The sequence below is a fragment of the Clostridium novyi NT genome, from assembly GCF_000014125.1.
GTDB classification, from domain to species: domain Bacteria; phylum Bacillota; class Clostridia; order Clostridiales; family Clostridiaceae; genus Clostridium_H; species Clostridium_H novyi.
Window position 1 is genome coordinate 1,120,894 of the sequence record NC_008593.1, and the last position, 16,197, is coordinate 1,137,090.

General features: G+C 29.4%; 16 protein-coding genes. 15 read left to right on the forward strand and 1 reads right to left on the reverse strand.

What is annotated here, in order from left to right; genetic code table 11:
* The 14 genes from NT01CX_RS05155 to NT01CX_RS05220 are packed head-to-tail and all read left to right on the forward strand — an operon-like array spanning nt 1 to nt 11,663.
* The gene (locus NT01CX_RS05155; RefSeq protein WP_011721991.1) at nt 1-489 is read left to right on the forward strand and encodes a flagellar basal body-associated FliL family protein; all 489 of its coding nucleotides are present in this window, start codon (nt 1-3) and stop codon (nt 487-489) included.
* Nucleotides 490-500: 11 nt separating this feature from the next.
* A complete protein-coding gene (locus tag NT01CX_RS05160) occupies nt 501-857 on the forward strand; it encodes a flagellar biosynthetic protein FliO (RefSeq protein WP_011721992.1) in 357 nt (118 codons plus the stop codon).
* Complete coding sequence (fliP, locus tag NT01CX_RS05165; protein ID WP_011721993.1) at nt 854-1,627, forward strand: flagellar type III secretion system pore protein FliP; 774 nt, start codon at nt 854-856, stop codon at nt 1,625-1,627. The genes NT01CX_RS05160 and fliP overlap by 4 nt, the downstream gene beginning before the upstream one ends.
* 10 nt (nt 1,628-1,637) lie before the next feature.
* Nucleotides 1,638-1,907: a flagellar biosynthetic protein FliQ gene (locus NT01CX_RS05170; RefSeq protein ID WP_011721994.1), complete on the forward strand. Its 270-nt coding sequence runs from the start codon at nt 1,638-1,640 to the stop codon at nt 1,905-1,907.
* A gap of 12 nt (nt 1,908-1,919) precedes the next feature.
* The gene (locus NT01CX_RS05175; protein WP_011721995.1) at nt 1,920-3,752 is read left to right on the forward strand and encodes a fused FliR family export protein/FlhB family type III secretion system protein; all 1,833 of its coding nucleotides are present in this window, start codon (nt 1,920-1,922) and stop codon (nt 3,750-3,752) included.
* Between the two features lie 60 nt (nt 3,753-3,812).
* On the forward strand, nt 3,813-5,837 hold the full coding sequence (flhA, locus tag NT01CX_RS05180; protein ID WP_043878489.1) for a flagellar biosynthesis protein FlhA: 2,025 nt from the start codon (nt 3,813-3,815) through the stop codon (nt 5,835-5,837).
* Nucleotides 5,834-7,069 carry a flagellar biosynthesis protein FlhF gene (flhF, locus tag NT01CX_RS05185; protein ID WP_011721997.1) on the forward strand — a complete coding sequence of 412 codons (1,236 nt, stop codon included), beginning with the start codon at nt 5,834-5,836 and terminating at the stop codon, nt 7,067-7,069. The genes flhA and flhF overlap by 4 nt, the downstream gene beginning before the upstream one ends.
* Nucleotides 7,063-7,944: a MinD/ParA family protein gene (locus tag NT01CX_RS05190; RefSeq protein WP_011721998.1), complete on the forward strand. Its 882-nt coding sequence runs from the start codon at nt 7,063-7,065 to the stop codon at nt 7,942-7,944. The genes flhF and NT01CX_RS05190 overlap by 7 nt, the downstream gene beginning before the upstream one ends.
* A gap of 12 nt (nt 7,945-7,956) precedes the next feature.
* Nucleotides 7,957-8,616, forward strand: coding sequence for a flagellar brake protein (locus tag NT01CX_RS05195; protein ID WP_011721999.1), 660 nt, complete (start codon nt 7,957-7,959; stop codon nt 8,614-8,616).
* A gap of 2 nt (nt 8,617-8,618) precedes the next feature.
* Entirely contained in the window at nt 8,619-9,347 is a 729-nt protein-coding gene (locus NT01CX_RS05200; RefSeq protein WP_011722000.1) for a FliA/WhiG family RNA polymerase sigma factor, read from the forward strand.
* 13 nt (nt 9,348-9,360) lie between these two features.
* Nucleotides 9,361-9,837, forward strand: a complete 477-nt coding sequence (locus NT01CX_RS05205; protein WP_011722001.1) for a hypothetical protein — start codon at nt 9,361-9,363, stop codon at nt 9,835-9,837.
* A 17-nt stretch (nt 9,838-9,854) separates the two neighbouring features.
* Nucleotides 9,855-10,061, forward strand: coding sequence for a hypothetical protein (locus NT01CX_RS05210; RefSeq protein WP_011722002.1), 207 nt, complete (start codon nt 9,855-9,857; stop codon nt 10,059-10,061).
* Nucleotides 10,058-10,858 (forward strand): flagellar basal-body rod protein FlgG, encoded by an 801-nt coding sequence (locus NT01CX_RS05215; protein ID WP_011722003.1) that lies wholly within the window; start codon nt 10,058-10,060, stop codon nt 10,856-10,858. Before NT01CX_RS05210 ends, NT01CX_RS05215 begins: the two co-directional genes overlap by 4 nt.
* 28 nt (nt 10,859-10,886) lie before the next feature.
* Nucleotides 10,887-11,663, forward strand: a complete 777-nt coding sequence (locus tag NT01CX_RS05220; protein ID WP_011722004.1) for a flagellar basal-body rod protein FlgG — start codon at nt 10,887-10,889, stop codon at nt 11,661-11,663.
* A gap of 103 nt (nt 11,664-11,766) precedes the next feature.
* Here the strand turns inward: NT01CX_RS05220 and NT01CX_RS05225 are convergent, their stop codons facing one another.
* Nucleotides 11,767-13,413 (reverse strand): putative manganese-dependent inorganic diphosphatase, encoded by a 1,647-nt coding sequence (locus NT01CX_RS05225; protein WP_011722005.1) that lies wholly within the window; start codon nt 13,411-13,413, stop codon nt 11,767-11,769.
* A 181-nt stretch (nt 13,414-13,594) separates the two neighbouring features.
* Here NT01CX_RS05225 and NT01CX_RS05230 point away from each other — a divergent pair, with 181 nt between their 5' ends.
* Complete coding sequence (locus NT01CX_RS05230) at nt 13,595-16,138, forward strand: calcium-translocating P-type ATPase, PMCA-type (RefSeq protein ID WP_011722006.1); 2,544 nt, start codon at nt 13,595-13,597, stop codon at nt 16,136-16,138.
* Nucleotides 16,139-16,197 lie beyond the last annotated feature (59 nt).

The following is a 16,197-nucleotide window of genomic DNA, read 5'->3' on the forward strand; positions in this document are numbered from 1 at the left end:
ATGGCTGAAGCAGAAAAAAAACCAAGCAAATTTGGAAGTGTTTTTAAAGTTATATTAGTTGTTTTTTTAGCAGTAATTCTTCTTGGAGGAGGAGTTTTTGCAGGATACATGGTAGCTTCTAAGACAAATCCTAGAGGAGTTGTAATAAACACTGTACAACAAGAAACGTTAAACTTAAAAACTTTTGGGCTTGATGAATTTTTATTAAACTTAAAATCAGATGATAATTCAAGTAGATATTTAAAAACAAATATCTCAATAGGATATGCAGATGTAAAAGAAAATAAAGAATTAGAAGGTGAACTAAAAGATAAAAAAGCAATTATTAGGGATACTATTAATTCTGTACTTAGAAGTAAGAAAAAAGAAGATTTTGCAACTAATGAACAAGTTGAAAAAATAAAAAAAGAAATTAAAGATAAGATAAATCCTCTTTTACAAAATGGACAAATATATAATGTTTATTTTTCAGAAATAATAATTCAATAGGAAAAGAAGATATGGGATTAAAAGAAACAATAACATTATTTATTAAAGTTATGATTTTTCTTCCGTTTATAATATTTATGATATATGCATTTTTTAAATATGGTGGAGCTAAATTGCAAGAAATACAAAACGGAAGATACATGAAGATATTAGACAGAATACCCCTTACTAAAGATAACAGTCTTCTAGTAGTTAAAATAGGAGAAAAGGGGTATGTAGTATCTTCTGCACAGGGTAAAATCGACATACTTCTGGAACTTGATGAAGAGGAAATTAAAAAAGTTGAAATGACTACAAAAGTTCCAGAGTATGCAAATATAAAAGATGTTATGAAAAAACTGAAGTTTAAAAAGGAAGATTTAAAATGAAAAAAAAGAAATTTAGTATAGTTATTTTGGTTATGTTTGCTCTTGCAATATTAGGAGCTACAAAGGCATACGCTGCACCAAATACAATACCAATTCCAAAAATAAATGTTTCTGTGGATCAAGCAAGTAGTCCTAAGGATTATGTAGACAATATAAAGTTACTTATTATGTTGACTGTAATTTCTTTGCTACCATCTTTTCTAGTTATGATGACAAGTTTTACTAGAATAATAGTAGTTTTAGGATTTATGAGAAATGCACTTGGAACTCAACAAGCTCCACCTAACCAAATCTTAGTAGGACTAGCTTTGTTTTTGACAATTTTTATTATGACTCCTACTTACAAGACTATAAACAAAGAAGCTATAAAACCGTTTTTGGAAAATAAAATAACTCAAACAGAGGCACTTAACAATGCTGCAAAGCCAATGCGTGAGTTTATGTTAAAGCAAACAAGAGATAAAGACTTAGAATTATTCTTAGATGTTTCAAAAACAGATAAAAAAAATATAACAAAAGAAAATGTTCCTATGTATGTAGTTATTCCATCATTTATAATTAGTGAACTTAAAACAGCTTTTAAAATAGGATTTTTACTTTTTGTACCGTTTTTAATTATAGACATTGTTGTAGCAAGTGTGCTTATGTCTATGGGAATGTTTATGCTACCACCAGTCATGATTTCTCTTCCATTTAAGTTACTATTATTTGTTATGGTTGATGGATGGTATCTACTGGTTAAATCGTTGGTAATGGGATACTCGTCGTGAGGTGATATAAATGAGTGAAGAAATGGTAATAGGGATATTAAAGGATGCAATGTATACTGGAATAATAGCGTCAGCTCCTATACTTATAGCATCTATAGCAATAGGTCTTTTAATAAGTATTTTTCAAGCAACTACTCAAATACAAGAGCAGACACTTACATTTGTACCTAAACTAATAGGAGTTGCTATAGTTGGACTTATTACAGCAAAGTTTATAAATCATACTGTAGTTGGATTTACTGAAAGGATATTTGCAATAATTGCAAATATAAGTCATTAGGTGATATGAGTCTTGATTAATGTAACTTATTTTCTTGGAGTTTTTTTAGTATCATTAAGGATACTTTCTTTTATAGAAGTAGCCCAAATATTGTTTCCTAAAGGAACACCTAAGGTAGTGAAAGTAATGTTTGGTGTTATCCTGGGATTCATGATAATTACAGGAATAGATTATTCATATGTAAATGATATAAATAGTAATTTAATGATTATTATGTATGCTATAATTGAAATATCTACTGGTGTTATCTTGGGATTTATTACAAATATATGTTTCTCATGTATAAGATATGCAGGAGCCTTTATGGACTTGCAAGTAGGATTTGCAATGATGTCTATGTTTGATCCAAATGCTAATAGTAATACAACATTAATAGAAAGAATGCTTTATTGGTTTAGTTTAATAGTATTTATAATTGTAGATGGACCTAATATGCTTATAAAGATATTAGTAGAAAGTTTTAAAGTTGTGCATATTGGACAATTTATATTAAACCAACAAAGTGCTATGCATGTTATAAATGTTTTTATTAAGTATTTTCAACTTGGAATTAGAATTGCTATACCAATAGTACTTATAATAATACTTACAGATTTGACAATGGGACTTGTTGCCAAATCTGTTCCTCAATTAAATGTAATGATACTTGGAATGCCTGTTAAGATTGTTTTGGGACTAGGAGTTTTATCTCTTTGTCTCCCTGTAATATTTAATATTATTGGAAGTGCTTTTGACAATATTCCAAGTAGTATAAGAGAATTATATAAAGTATTTCCTATGATATTTATATTCGCTTCTGATGATAAAACAGAAGAAGCTACCCCTCATAAGTTAAGTGAAGCACGAAAAAAAGGGCAAGTTGCAAAAAGTAAGGAAGTAAATTCCGCTATTATATTATTAACATCGACTATTATTCTTTTAACTTTAGGGGAGTATGTTGCAAATTCATTAAAAAAGGATATAATCGAGTTTTTTACGAATTATTTAAATATGAACTTAAATTCTGGAAGTCTTCAAAGTATTATAGTTACCATTGCATGGAGATTTGCAGTAGTATTTTTACCTGTGGTGTTACCTCTTATGATAATGGGAGTAGGAGCTAATTTACTTCAAACAGGATATATAAATTCAAAGGAAACATTAAAACCACAATTATCAAAGATTAATCCTATAAATGGATTTAAAAAAATCTTTTCTATGAGAACTGTTATGGAACTTTTAAAGGATATTGCAGTTATATTTGTAATAGGCTACGTAGGATATGGCTTTTTAAAGAGTAATTTTAATAAAGTTTTATCTATGACAAGTCTTAGATTTCCGGTCATAATTACATCCTTTTTAAAGCTTACAACTACTATATTTTTTAGAGTTTCATTAGTTATGATTGCAATAGCTCTTATAGATTTTATGTATCAAAAATTTCAATTTAAAAAAGATATGAGGATGTCTAAGCAAGAAATTAAAGAAGAATTTAAACAAATGGAAGGAGATCCTCAAATAAAAGGTAAAATAAAGCAAAAGCAAAGAGAAATGGCAATGGGAAGAATGATGCAAAGTGTACCAGATGCATCTGTTGTAATAACTAATCCAACTCACATTGCAGTAGCTTTGAAATATGAAGATGGCAAAGATAGTGCGCCTACCCTTGTAGCCAAAGGTAGTGATTATATTGCTATAAAGATTAAAGAAATAGCTAAAGAAAATGAAGTACCTATTATAGAAAACAAGCCTTTAGCTAGACTTATATTTAAAGAGGTAGAACTTGAAAGTGAAATACCTTCTGAAATGTATCAAGCAGTAGCTGAAATTTTAGCACTTGTATATAAACTAAAAAGAAAAAAGTAAAGGGTGAGTGCTTTGGAAAGTAATAGAAGGATAAATTTTAATGCTAAAAATTATTTTGATATGATGGTTGCATTTGGTGTTATGGGAATTGTTATGATGATAATTATTCCTATGCCAACGTGGATTTTAGATGTATTTATAGCATTAAATATCACTATTGGAACAGTAATTATTTTATTAACTATGTTTACTACAGAAGTACTTCAATTCTCTGTATTTCCTACAATGTTACTTATTACAACATTGTTTAGATTAGGACTTAATATATCATCAACAAGACTTATTTTAAGAGATGGATATGCAGGTAAGATAATTGAGACTTTTGGAAACTTTGTTACAGGAGATAACTATGTAGTTGGTGTAATTATATTCTTAATTATAATTATAATCCAGTTTGTAGTAATTACAAATGGTGCGGGTAGAGTATCAGAAGTATCAGCAAGATTTACTTTAGATGCTATGCCAGGAAAACAAATGAGTATTGATGCAGATTTAAATGCAGGACTTATATCAGAAACAGATGCAAGGGAAAGACGTGAAAAAATACAAGAAGAAGCAAGTTTTTATGGAGCTATGGATGGTGCGTCTAAATTTGTAAAGGGTGATGCCATTGCTGGTATAGTTATAACACTTATAAATGTTATTGCTGGAATAATAATTGGAGTTGTTCAAAAGGGAATGCCAGCTAATGAAGCTGCTACAGCTTATGTAAAACTTACTATTGGTGATGGACTTGTATCGCAAATACCTGCTCTTTTAATATCAACAGCTTCAGGTATACTTGTAACACGTTCAGCATCTACTGAAAACTTTGGTAATTTACTTGTAAAGCAGTTAACAGGATTTCCTAAAGTTTTAGCTGTAGCATCAGCAGTACTTTTATTTTTAGGATTCATTCCAGGGCTTCCAAAATTAGCCTTCTTTATATTTGCTTTAGCTACAGGGGTAAGTGCATACATATTGTACAAAGAAGAAAAAGAAAATGTTGTTATGCAAATACAAACAGAACAAGAAGAGCTTATAGAAACAGAAAGGCGAGAACCAGAAAATGTTACAAATTTAATTTCTGTAGAGCCTATGGATATAGAAATAGGTTATGGACTTATACCACTTGCAGATGAGGCATCTGGAGGAGATCTTCTTCAAAGAATTGCATCTGTTAGACGCCAGTGTGCCATTGAAATGGGTATAATTGTACAACCTATAAGAATAAGGGATAATCTTCAACTTCAAACAAATGAATATGTTATAAAAATTAGAGGAACTATTATTACAAAAGGAGAACTTATGCCAAGTATGCTTCTATGCATGGATCCAACAGGTGAAGATATGGATATGCAAGGTATTAGAACAGTTGAGCCAACCTTTGGACTTCCAGCTATATGGATAAACAATGATCAAAGGGAAGAAGCAGAAATTAAGGGACTTACAGTTGTAGATCCAACTACTGTTATGGTTACTCATTTAACAGAAACAATAAAGGCTCATTGTTACGAATTACTTGGAAGACAAGAGACAAAGATGATAATAGATACTGTAAGAGAAAAGTACGAGACAGTAGTAGATGAGCTTATACCAGATTTAATGACTATTGGAGAAGTGCAAAAAGTGCTTCAAAGTTTATTAAAAGAAAAAGTTTCAATAAAAGATATGGTAACTATATTAGAATCTCTTGCAGACAACTCTAGAAATACAAAAGATATAGAAGTTTTAACTGAGTATGTTAGATTTGCACTTGCAAGAAATATATGTAATCCACTGGTTGATGAAAATAATATACTTACTGTTGCAGTATTATCACCAGAACTTGAAGATTTAATAGCAAATAACATTCAAAAATCAATGCAAGGATCTTTCCCAGCGGTAGATCCAGAAATTACAACAAGTATATTTGAATCTATTAAAGAAGTTCTAGATAATGTTCAATTTTTTGATAATCAGCCTGTATTATTGGTTTCACCTAAGATACGACCTGCATTTAGAAAACTTACAGAAATGGTGTTTCCAAATTTAACGATATTATCTTTAAATGAAGTACCTAATAATGTGGAAATTAGAACTGAAGGAGTTGTAACTTATCAATGATAGTAAAGAAGTATTTGGTTAGTAATATGAATGAAGCTATGAATAGGATAAGATATGAGCTTGGGCGTGATGCCGTAATAATAAACCAAAGAAAAATTAGAAGAAAAGGACTAAGAGGATTTTTTTCTCCTAAAGTATTAGAGGTTACAGCAGCAATAGATAATAAAGAGAAAATAAATAAACCGGTAGAGGAAAGTATAAATGCCATAAAAAATGTTTTGAAAAATAAGGACGTGGATAAAAAAGAAGAAGTCCAAAGACAAGCTAAGGTACAGCCTAAAATAGAGAGCAATATTATAAAAGAAAATACAGTAGAAAGAGAAGTTAAAGAAGAAAAAAGAGTATTATATGGAAAAGATATTTTTGCACAATTAGATAATACAGTTAAAGAAAACAATTATTTAATTAAAGAAATGCAAGATATGAAAAAAATGATAAGTAATCTTTCAGAAGTTGCGGTAGCATCTTCTGAAAGTAAAAAAAGTTTTACAGAAAAATTATTAGAAAATAGCGATTTAAATAAAAGTATCATAAGAAAAATAGAAAAGATAGTTGATGAAAATACAAAGGATATAGAGGATAAAGAAAAAGTTAAAGAGGCAATTTGTGACATTGTACCTGTAAGTCATGATGATATAAAAGGAGTGGTAGCTTTAGTTGGACCAACAGGAGTTGGAAAAACTACAACTATAGCAAAGCTTGCTGGAAGACTTGCCCTTATAGAGAAGAAAAAAGTTGGTCTTATAACAGTTGATACCTATAGAATTGGTGCAATAGAGCAATTAAGTACATATGCAAGTATAATGTCTATTCCCTTTAAATCAGTTTTTTCTATAAAAGAAATGGAAGCTGCACTAGAATCTATGAAAGATTGTGAAATTATATTGTTAGATACAACAGGACGTAGTAGTAAAAATATTATGCAAATTGCAGAACTTAATGCTTTTGTTCAAAAGGCAAATAGTAAAAATGTGTTTTTAGTTATAAGTGCAACAACAAAAAATAGAGATATAGAATCTATTATAGAAGGATATAAAACACTAAATTATACAAATGTAATAATTACTAAATTAGATGAAACTACAACTTATGGTTCTATTTTAAATATTTTAAATAGTGCAAATAAACCACTTAGTTTTGTGACAACAGGACAAAATGTACCAGATGATTTTAAAAGTATAACAAAAGAGGAAGTTGCAAAGCTTGTACTAGGAGAAGAAACTATATGTTAGATCAAGCTGAGAGATTAAGGGCTTTAGCTAAAAGTAATTTAAAGTCCTCTGAAGAGTGTAAGGAAAATGAAAATACTGGTACAAAAATAATTACAATTACATCAGGAAAAGGTGGAGTTGGTAAGAGTAATTTTGTTGTTAATTTAGGAATAGTATTACAAAAAATGGGGAAAAGGGTGCTTATATTAGATGCAGATGTTGGCATGGGAAATGACGATATATTAATGGGTTTTTTACCTAAGTACAATATATATGATGTAATACTTCAGCATAAAGAGTTAGAAGAAGTACTAATACAAGGACCATATGGAATAAAGCTACTTCCAGCAGGTACAGGATTAAATAAAGTAGATGAAATGGATAATGAAAAGAGAAGTATATTTCTAAATAAATTGGACAAGTTAAATGATTTAGACTTTATATTAATGGATACAGGAGCTGGCATAAATAGAAATGTACTTGCTTTTGTGGAATGCTGTGAAGAACTTGTTATTGTCACAACTCCAGAGCCTACATCTTTAACTGATGCCTATAGTCTTATGAAAGCCATTGTTCATTTTAAAATAAAGGATAAAGCAAAAATTGTTATAAATAAAGTGTTAAATTATGATGAAGGAAAAAGAACATTTGATAAATTTAATAATGCTGCAAAAAGGTTTTTGAATATAGAGCTTCAACATTTAGGAAATGTATCAGAAGATTTAAAAGTTATACAATCTGTAAGAAGTCAAAAACCATTTGTTATTAATTTTCCTAATTGCAGGGCTTCACTTGATATAGAAGAAGTAGCATTAAAATTATGTGGATATGGCAAGAAAAATAGTTCATATGGAATGCAAGGATTATTTAAAAGAATATTTAACATCTTTTCATAAGGGGGAATACAAATGACCGATTTAAAATTTAAGATAAATAATAAAGTTGAGATAATTGATGAAGAAGGAGAAGTATATAGCTCAGATATACAAGATACCAATGAAGACTCTGTAGCTATTAGTATACCAATAAAAGATTCGGCATATTTACCGTTAAGAAAAAACAATATAGTTGATGTTTTATATTACGATGGAAATAGTATATATAGCTTTACTTCTTCTGTAAAGACTAGAACTAGTTCTAATATACCACTTATATGGATTTATAAACCTAAAAATTATAAAAAAATTCAAAGAAGAAAATTTGTTAGGGTTTCTACATTGAGCAAAGGAATATTTGCAAAAATAGACAGAACATTAAAATTAACTAAAGAAACAATAAAAAATCTTAAATTTTCAAAGTGTAATATAGTGGATTTAAGTGGTGGTGGAGTAAGAATTAGAACTCGTGAAGAATTAGAAAAAGAAGATATATTAGCATTAATTATCCCAATTGATAAAAATAATATGATACTTAAAACCCAAATAAAAAGATGTGGTCAAAAGAGTGCGGAGTATAACGAATATGGACTTAGTTTTATAGATATTTCTGTAAATATGCAAGATGAAATAGTAAAATATGTATTCACCATAATGAGACAACAGATGAGAAAAGGACTAAAGGAGGAATGAAAATGTCCATAGCTAGCAATGATCATAATAAGGAAGAAATAGTAAAAAAATATATACCACTTGTAAAATACATAGCCTCAAGGGTTATAATTGGTAAAACTAAATATATTGAGTTTGAAGATTTGCTAGGTTATGGTATGCTTGGCTTAATGGATGCTTTTAACAAATTTGATAAGTCAAAAGGAATGAAATTTTCAACTTATGCATCCATTAGAATAAGAGGGTCTATGATTGATGAAATTAGAAAAAATAGTCCTATATCAAAAGGAGCAATGGACAAGTTAAACAAGTATAATTCTGCTATAGAATCTCTTCAAAAAAGAAATTTAGCTGAGCCTAATATAAAGGACATAGCAAAAGAACTTGATATGACAGTAAAACAAGTTGGGGAAATAGAGAATTTTATAAATTATATTTCCATTGTATCCTTAGAAGACTTAATATTTTCAGAGGATGATGATATTTCTTTAATGGGAACTATAGAAGATATAAATAGCCCAAATCCAGAGGAAGAATATGAAAATGATGAAAAATTGGAGTATTTATCAAAAGGGCTAGACATGTTAAATGAAAAGGACAGAACTGTATTATCCCTATATTATTATGAAGAGATGACATTAAAGGAAATTGGTAAAATTCTTGGTGTTTCAGAGTCTAGAGTATGTCAATTACATAGTAGAGCTATAGTACATCTTAGAAAAGAATTGGCTAAGCTTAAATACGAGATTTAGAGAGGTATAGTTTATGGGAACAGCGTTTGTACTTTTAATTATTGGCATATGTTTAATATTTTTAAATATTAGAGGATTAAATAAAGAAAAGAATTCTTTTGAAAATGTGCTAAATAAAGAAAAAGTAAATATGGATGATGTAAAATTAGAGATTGGAAGTCTTAGAAAAGAATTTGCAGAAACTCTTCTTGAAGTTCAAAGGGAAATAGTGGCTATAAAGGAAAAATTGGATATGGAAGAAAATTTACATACAAATGATGATGAAAGTTATAAAGAAAAAACCATTTATGACGATAAAATAGAGAACATAAAAGACATTGTTGATATTGATTTTAATAAAGAAGTTGTTGAAGATAAAAAAGAAAATAAATTAAGAATTAAAGAAGTTAGAGACCTTATAAATAAAGGATTAAGTATTGAGGAAATAGCTGATGTTCTTAAAGTAGGCAAGGGGGAAATATTATTAATAAAGGAATTATATCTAAAATAAAAAAAATAGTTGATTTCTTGAGTGATAGAAGGGTGCTTGCGGGAATAGGAATAGGAATTGTTATTTCAACTTTACTTATGATAAATACTAAAATTCAATATAATTTGTCTAGATACAAAATAGAAATGAAGGCAAGGGAATATGGAATGGAGTATAAAGATGAACATAAGGTTATAGAAAAGACACCTTCTAATAATTCAAATAATAAGGATGTGAAAAAATGATTAGAAGTATATATACGGCTGTATCAGGTTTAATAAATCAAGAAGCTCAACAAGATGTTATAAGTAACAATTTAGCAAATGCAACTACTGTAGGATATAAAAAAGATAATTTAGTAGGAAAAAGTTTTAAAGATGTTATGATGCATAATTATGATAAAGTTGTAGGAGGCAAACACGTTAAAAATGATATTGGAATGCTTTCTATGGGAAGTAAACTTGACCAAAGTTATACAAACTTTACTCAAGGAGTACTAGAATCTACAGATAAGTCTACAGATTTTGCCCTACAAGGAAGAGGATTTTTTGTAGTATCACGTAATAGTAGAGTAGCTGGCGGTGGACAAAATTTTTATACTAGAGATGGACATTTTCATGTTGAGAGAACGGGATATCTTGTAAATAGTAGTGGAGACAGAGTAATGGGGCAAAACATGAGAACTGGAGCTATGGAACCAATATATTTAGGAAATGAAAGAACTGGTCCTTCAAAAATATCTTGTAATGATAGAGGAGAGTTATTTTTAGATGGAAGTTTAAAATATAAAATTAATGTAGTTGATTTTGATAACTACGAAACACTAAGAAAACAAGGAGATAATCTTTATTCTGGTGGAAATCCAAGAGCTTATAATGGAGCAATTGTAAAGCAAAATTATCTTGAAAAGTCAAATGTTAATGTAATGGAAGAAGTATCAGATATGATGATGACTATGAGAAATTTTGAAAGTAATCAAAAATTAGTACAATCTTTAGATGAAACTTTAGGTAAAACAGTTAATGAAGTTGGAAGAGTATAAACCTTTAAGGATTTAGGGGGAATAAAAGATGCTTAGAAGTATATGGAATTCAAGAAGTGGTATGGCAGCAGAAATGGAAAAACTTAATACTATTTCTAATAATATGGCAAACTCAACTACTGTAGGATATAAAAGAGTAGATGTAAAATTTAATGATTTAATGCAAGAAAATTTAGATAGACTAGGATATCCAGTAACTAAGGGAAAACCTCAATTTACAGGAACAGGAGTTAGAGCTACAGAAATTGAAAGAGACAATTCACAAGGCAATTTACTTCAAACTGGTAATAATACAGATATAGCAATAGATGGTGAGGGATTTTTTAAAGTTCAGGATGGAGAAGGAAGAACCTTTTATACAAGAGGTGGTTCATTTAATATAGATAACCTAGGAACTGTTGTAGATAAAAGCGGTAATAGACTTATTATATTAAATGAAGCAGGAGTTAATGTAAATAAACCAGGAATTGGTTTTAAAAATAGTTCTTTTATTATTAATGAAGAAGGATATGTAGTAGGTAAAGGAAATGAAAATTTAAGAATACCTATTTTTGAACCAAAGGGTAATGATTGCATGAAAAGTATAGGAGACAACCTATACGTATGTAATGAGCCAAATTTAATTGTAGAAAAGGACACTAAAGATTTTTCTTTGCTTCAAGGATATACAGAACAATCTAATGTAGATTTAGGAAAAGAAATGGCGGATCTTATAATAACTCAAAGAGCATTCCAATTAAACTCATCAGCACTTAAAACTGCAGATGAAATGTGGGGAATGGCAAATAATCTTAGAGGAAGATAATCTGGGATTCTTCAAGAAAGGGAGTAGGAAAAAGACAGTAAATATCTTATTTACTGTCTTTTTAATATGTCCTAATTCCTTGTTTTAGGTTGGAATCGATGTTTTATTCTTGACTTAGCTCGATTGCTTTTGTAATAGGTGGAATTACTTGTTTCTTTCTTGAAAGTAATCCAGGAACATATGCTGAGTTATCTTTTAGAGTAACATTGAACGCTCTTTCTATGTAATCAGCTCTATTTCCAACAGCCATTACTTCAGAACCATCTTGTATTATATCTGTTAATAATAATACAAGTAAGTCGTAGTTATTTTCTTCACAATTTTTTTCCATGTAATTAAGCATTTCTTCTTTCATTGGTTTAAAACCTTCTATATCCATAGTGCTAACTTGAGCTACACCAACTTTATGGTTTAATAATGAGAAAGTTTTAAAGTCTGTGTTAAATATTTCTTCAACTGTACGACCAACAAGTGATGTTCCAGCTTTAAACATTTCTTTAGCGTATTCTTCAACATCTATTTCAGCTATTTTAGCTAGCTTTTCTACCATTGCTTTGTCAACAGGAGTAGATGTTGGTGATTTAAATAATAATGTATCAGATATTATAGCACTGCAAAGAAGTCCTGCTGTTTCTTTAGATGGAGTAAGGCCATTTTCAAAGAATATAGAACCTATAATTGTACCAGTACATCCAACTGGTTGATTTCTAAAGTATATTGGATTGCTAGTTTGTATATCTGCAATTCTGTGGTGATCTATGATTTCTGTAACTTCAGCTGTTTCAAGACCGTCTACAGATTGAGCAGATTCGTTATGGTCAACTAGTATAACTTTTTTATTAACTCTTGATATTAAGTGGAATCTAGAAATCATACCTAATACTTTATTGTTGCTATCTAGTATTGGATAGCTTCTAAATCTAGTTTTTGCCATAGCTTCTCTAACATCTTCAACGTGATCTGTATCTCTAAAGCAAATAAGTTCTTCTTTGCTCATAACGTATCTTATAGGGATACTTTGAACTATCATTCTTGAAGCTGTAAATGAGTCAAATGGAGTGCTTATAACTGTACATTTGTTAGCTTCAGCAAAATCTAAAACTTTTTTAGAAACTTCATGATTTCCAGCTACTATCATTAAAGATGCTTTGTTTTCGATAATTGACATTTGTGTATCTTCTCTATCTCCAAAAATTACAACATCTCCAGTTTCCATTATCTTTTTCATGCTTTCTGGATTCATGGCAGCAACTATTATTTTTCCACCACAAAATTCTAAATCTTTATTTTCGTAAAGAGTTCTAGCAGATAATGCATCTATTACATTTTTTAATGGTGTTTTACTTTTAGTTAAAATATAATTATCCCATATATCCATATAAGCGGAAGTTAAGTTTGATAAACTAACGATTCCTAAAAATTTATTATCATTATCAACTACAGGGATAGTTTTTACTTTATATTTTTTCATGTCAAACCATGCAGTTTTTAAAGATGTTTCTGGTGTTAAAGGTGGTACTTTATCCATTTCAAGATCTTTTACAAGTGGTCTTAAAGTTTTTACAAGTTCAGGCTTTTGTACTTTAAAGTAGTCAAGAGCAAATTGAGTTTCACGACTAACTTCCCCAAGTCGTATAGGTTTTGCTTTTACATTAGCAGATTTATTTTTGAATTCTGCATAAGCAAGTGCTGAACATATTGAATCCGTATCTGGATTTCTATGTCCCGTAATGTAGATCATATCTTTCATCTTATGCTACCTCCTAAAAAAATTGTCTTTTACTATTTTACCATAAAATCATATAATTTTATTATTTTTTAAAAAAAATATATTTTTCTCATATCATGGTACATATAAATCATATATTAGTTTAAGGAAATAAAAAACTTAGATAATTAAAATGGTTGCTTAAAATGATAGGAGGAGGAACATGAATAATGAAAAATTTTTGAGAAAAGGGCTTACAAGTAGTGAAGCAGAAAAAGGGATAAAACAATATGGATTAAATGTACTAGAGAAAAAGAAAAAAGTATCTCCAATAAAAATATTCTTAGAACAATTCAATGATTTTATTATTTGGGTTTTACTTGTAGCTACAGCTTTATCTGCTGCCATGGGACAAAAGGCAGATGCTATAACTATAATTATTATAGTCGTTATGAATGCTATTTTAGGATTTGTTCAAGAATATAAAACAGAAAAATCCTTAGAGGCACTTCAAAACTTAGCAGCGCCCACATCTAAAGTGTTAAGAGATGGAGAGGTAAAAGTTATAAGTGCAGAACAGTTAGTACCTGGAGATGTTATTATTTTAGAAAGTGGAGATAGAATTCCAGCAGATGCTATTTTTATAGAAGGTAATAGTTTAGTTGTAGATGAATCACTTTTAACTGGTGAATCAATTGGAGTAGAAAAAAATATTGGTGGTAAAAATAGCAATATATATATGGGTACAGTAGTTTTAAAGGGAAAAGGAAGAGCATTAATTGAGAAAACAGGTATGAAAACTGAAATGGGAAAAATTGCAGATATGTTAGATAACATAGAAAGCGAAAAATCTCCATTAAAGAAGAAACTAGCTTCCCTTGGAAAAGTAATGGTAGCGGTTTGTATTGTAATATGCATAATGGTAACTATTATGGGTATCATAAGGGGACAAGATAAGTATCAGATGTTTTTACTTGGGGTAAGTTTAGCTGTTGCTGCAATTCCAGAGGGAATGCCTGCTATTGTAACAGTTGCTTTAGCACTTGGTGTATCTAGAATGTTAAAGAGAAATGCTCTTATAAGAAAGCTTCCAGCAGTTGAGACTCTAGGTTGCACATCTATAATATGTAGTGATAAAACAGGGACACTTACTCAAAACAATATGACTGTAGAACAAATATATTTTAATGACAAAATATATAATTTAAATGAAAATGATGATGTTAATTTTGATATCTTAAAAAAGACATTTGTGTATTGTAATGATTGTGGATATGATTTTAACCAAAAGGAATATGAAAAAGTTCTTTTAGGAGATCCCACTGAAACTGCTCTTATAAAAGCTATGTTCAAAAATGCAAATGCATTAAAAGATTTTCTAAAAAAAGGACAAAGGTTATTTGACATTCCATTTGATTCTACTAGAAAAATGATGTCAGTTATAATGGAGGAAAGAGGAAAGAAAAAAGCCTACATTAAAGGAGCTCCAGAGAGAGTAATAGAAAAGTGTAAATATATACTTATTAATAATGAAATTTTAGAGTTTAATGATGAATATAAAAGTAGAGTTAATAAAAGAGTAGAAGAAATGTCTTATAAGGCTTTAAGGTGTATTGCCGGAGCTTATAAAGATACTAATGTTTCTAAAAATTCATTAGAAGATAATTTAATATTTGTTGGTATAGCGGGAATGAAAGACCCTCCAAGACCAGAGGCTAAAGATGCAGTATTAGAATGTAAAATGGCAGGAATTAAACCTGTTATGATAACAGGAGACCATAAAAATACAGCATATGCCATAGCAAAAGAACTTAAAATATGTAAAAAAGAAGATGAAGTTTTAACAGGAGAAGAGTTAGATAAATTATCAGAAAAAGAGCTTATAAAGAAAATAGATAAAGTTTCAGTATTTGCAAGGGTAAGTCCTAAACATAAATTAAGTATAGTTAAAGCCTTTAAAAAGAAGGGCAATATAGTTGCTATGACTGGAGATGGAGTAAATGATGCTCCAGCAGTTAAAGAATCTGACATAGGTGTATCTATGGGTATATCCGGAACAGATGTTACAAAAGAGGCATCTTCTATGATACTTTTAGATGATAATTTTACAACTATAGTATCCGCTGTTGAAGAAGGAAGAACTATCTATGATAACATAAGAAAGTTTATTAGATATTTATTGTCTTGTAATTTAGGAGAAGTACTTACAATGTTTCTATCTTCATTGTTTTATTTAGAAACACCACTATTACCTATACAAATACTATTTGTGAATTTAGTCACAGATGGACTTCCTGCTATAGCGCTAGGAGTTGATCCAGCAGATAAAGATATAATGCTTAGAAAACCTAGAAGGAAAGATGAGAGTGTATTTGCAAGAGGACTTAAAGAAAAAATACTTTTAAGAGGAAGTTTAATTGGAATTTGTACTATTTTTGCCTTTTTATCAGGAAAGTATTATGGTATGGATTTAAAAACTTCAAGAACACTTGCTTTATGTACTCTTATAATGTCTCAATTAATTCACGTATTTGAATGTAGATCAGAAAATCACTCTATATTTGAGATTAAGCTATTCACTAATATGTATTTAGTTGGAGCCGTATTAGTTTCTATTTGCATGCTTTTATGTATAATTTATGTTCCTTTCTTACAGGGAATATTTCATACAGTTCCACTACATTTAGGACAATGGGCTATAATAGTATTTTTCTCAGGCTTTATATCATTTATAAATAGTTTATACTTATATTTTAGAAGAAGATAATAAAAAAACGTTGACATTTTGTCAACGTTCAGATTGTTCAAAAAGCCCCCAACAATTGG

What these genes read in the sequence shown, in the direction of transcription:
- NT01CX_RS05195 (WP_011721999.1), top strand. Translation starts at nt 7,957, where the DNA reads ATGACCGATTTAAAATTTAAGATAAATAATAAAGTTGAGATAATTGAT.
- NT01CX_RS05160 (WP_011721992.1), top strand. Translation starts at nt 501, where the DNA reads ATGGGATTAAAAGAAACAATAACATTATTTATTAAAGTTATGATTTTT.
- flhF (WP_011721997.1), top strand. Translation starts at nt 5,834, where the DNA reads ATGATAGTAAAGAAGTATTTGGTTAGTAATATGAATGAAGCTATGAAT.
- NT01CX_RS05200 (WP_011722000.1), top strand. Translation starts at nt 8,619, where the DNA reads ATGTCCATAGCTAGCAATGATCATAATAAGGAAGAAATAGTAAAAAAA.
- NT01CX_RS05215 (WP_011722003.1), top strand. Translation starts at nt 10,058, where the DNA reads ATGATTAGAAGTATATATACGGCTGTATCAGGTTTAATAAATCAAGAA.
- flhA (WP_043878489.1), top strand. Translation starts at nt 3,813, where the DNA reads ATGATGGTTGCATTTGGTGTTATGGGAATTGTTATGATGATAATTATT.
- NT01CX_RS05225 (WP_011722005.1), bottom strand. Translation starts at nt 13,413, where the DNA reads ATGAAAGATATGATCTACATTACGGGACATAGAAATCCAGATACGGAT.
- NT01CX_RS05205 (WP_011722001.1), top strand. Translation starts at nt 9,361, where the DNA reads ATGGGAACAGCGTTTGTACTTTTAATTATTGGCATATGTTTAATATTT.
- NT01CX_RS05190 (WP_011721998.1), top strand. Translation starts at nt 7,063, where the DNA reads ATGTTAGATCAAGCTGAGAGATTAAGGGCTTTAGCTAAAAGTAATTTA.
- NT01CX_RS05220 (WP_011722004.1), top strand. Translation starts at nt 10,887, where the DNA reads ATGCTTAGAAGTATATGGAATTCAAGAAGTGGTATGGCAGCAGAAATG.
- NT01CX_RS05155 (WP_011721991.1), top strand. Translation starts at nt 1, where the DNA reads ATGGCTGAAGCAGAAAAAAAACCAAGCAAATTTGGAAGTGTTTTTAAA.
- NT01CX_RS05230 (WP_011722006.1), top strand. Translation starts at nt 13,595, where the DNA reads ATGAATAATGAAAAATTTTTGAGAAAAGGGCTTACAAGTAGTGAAGCA.
- NT01CX_RS05170 (WP_011721994.1), top strand. Translation starts at nt 1,638, where the DNA reads ATGAGTGAAGAAATGGTAATAGGGATATTAAAGGATGCAATGTATACT.
- fliP (WP_011721993.1), top strand. Translation starts at nt 854, where the DNA reads ATGAAAAAAAAGAAATTTAGTATAGTTATTTTGGTTATGTTTGCTCTT.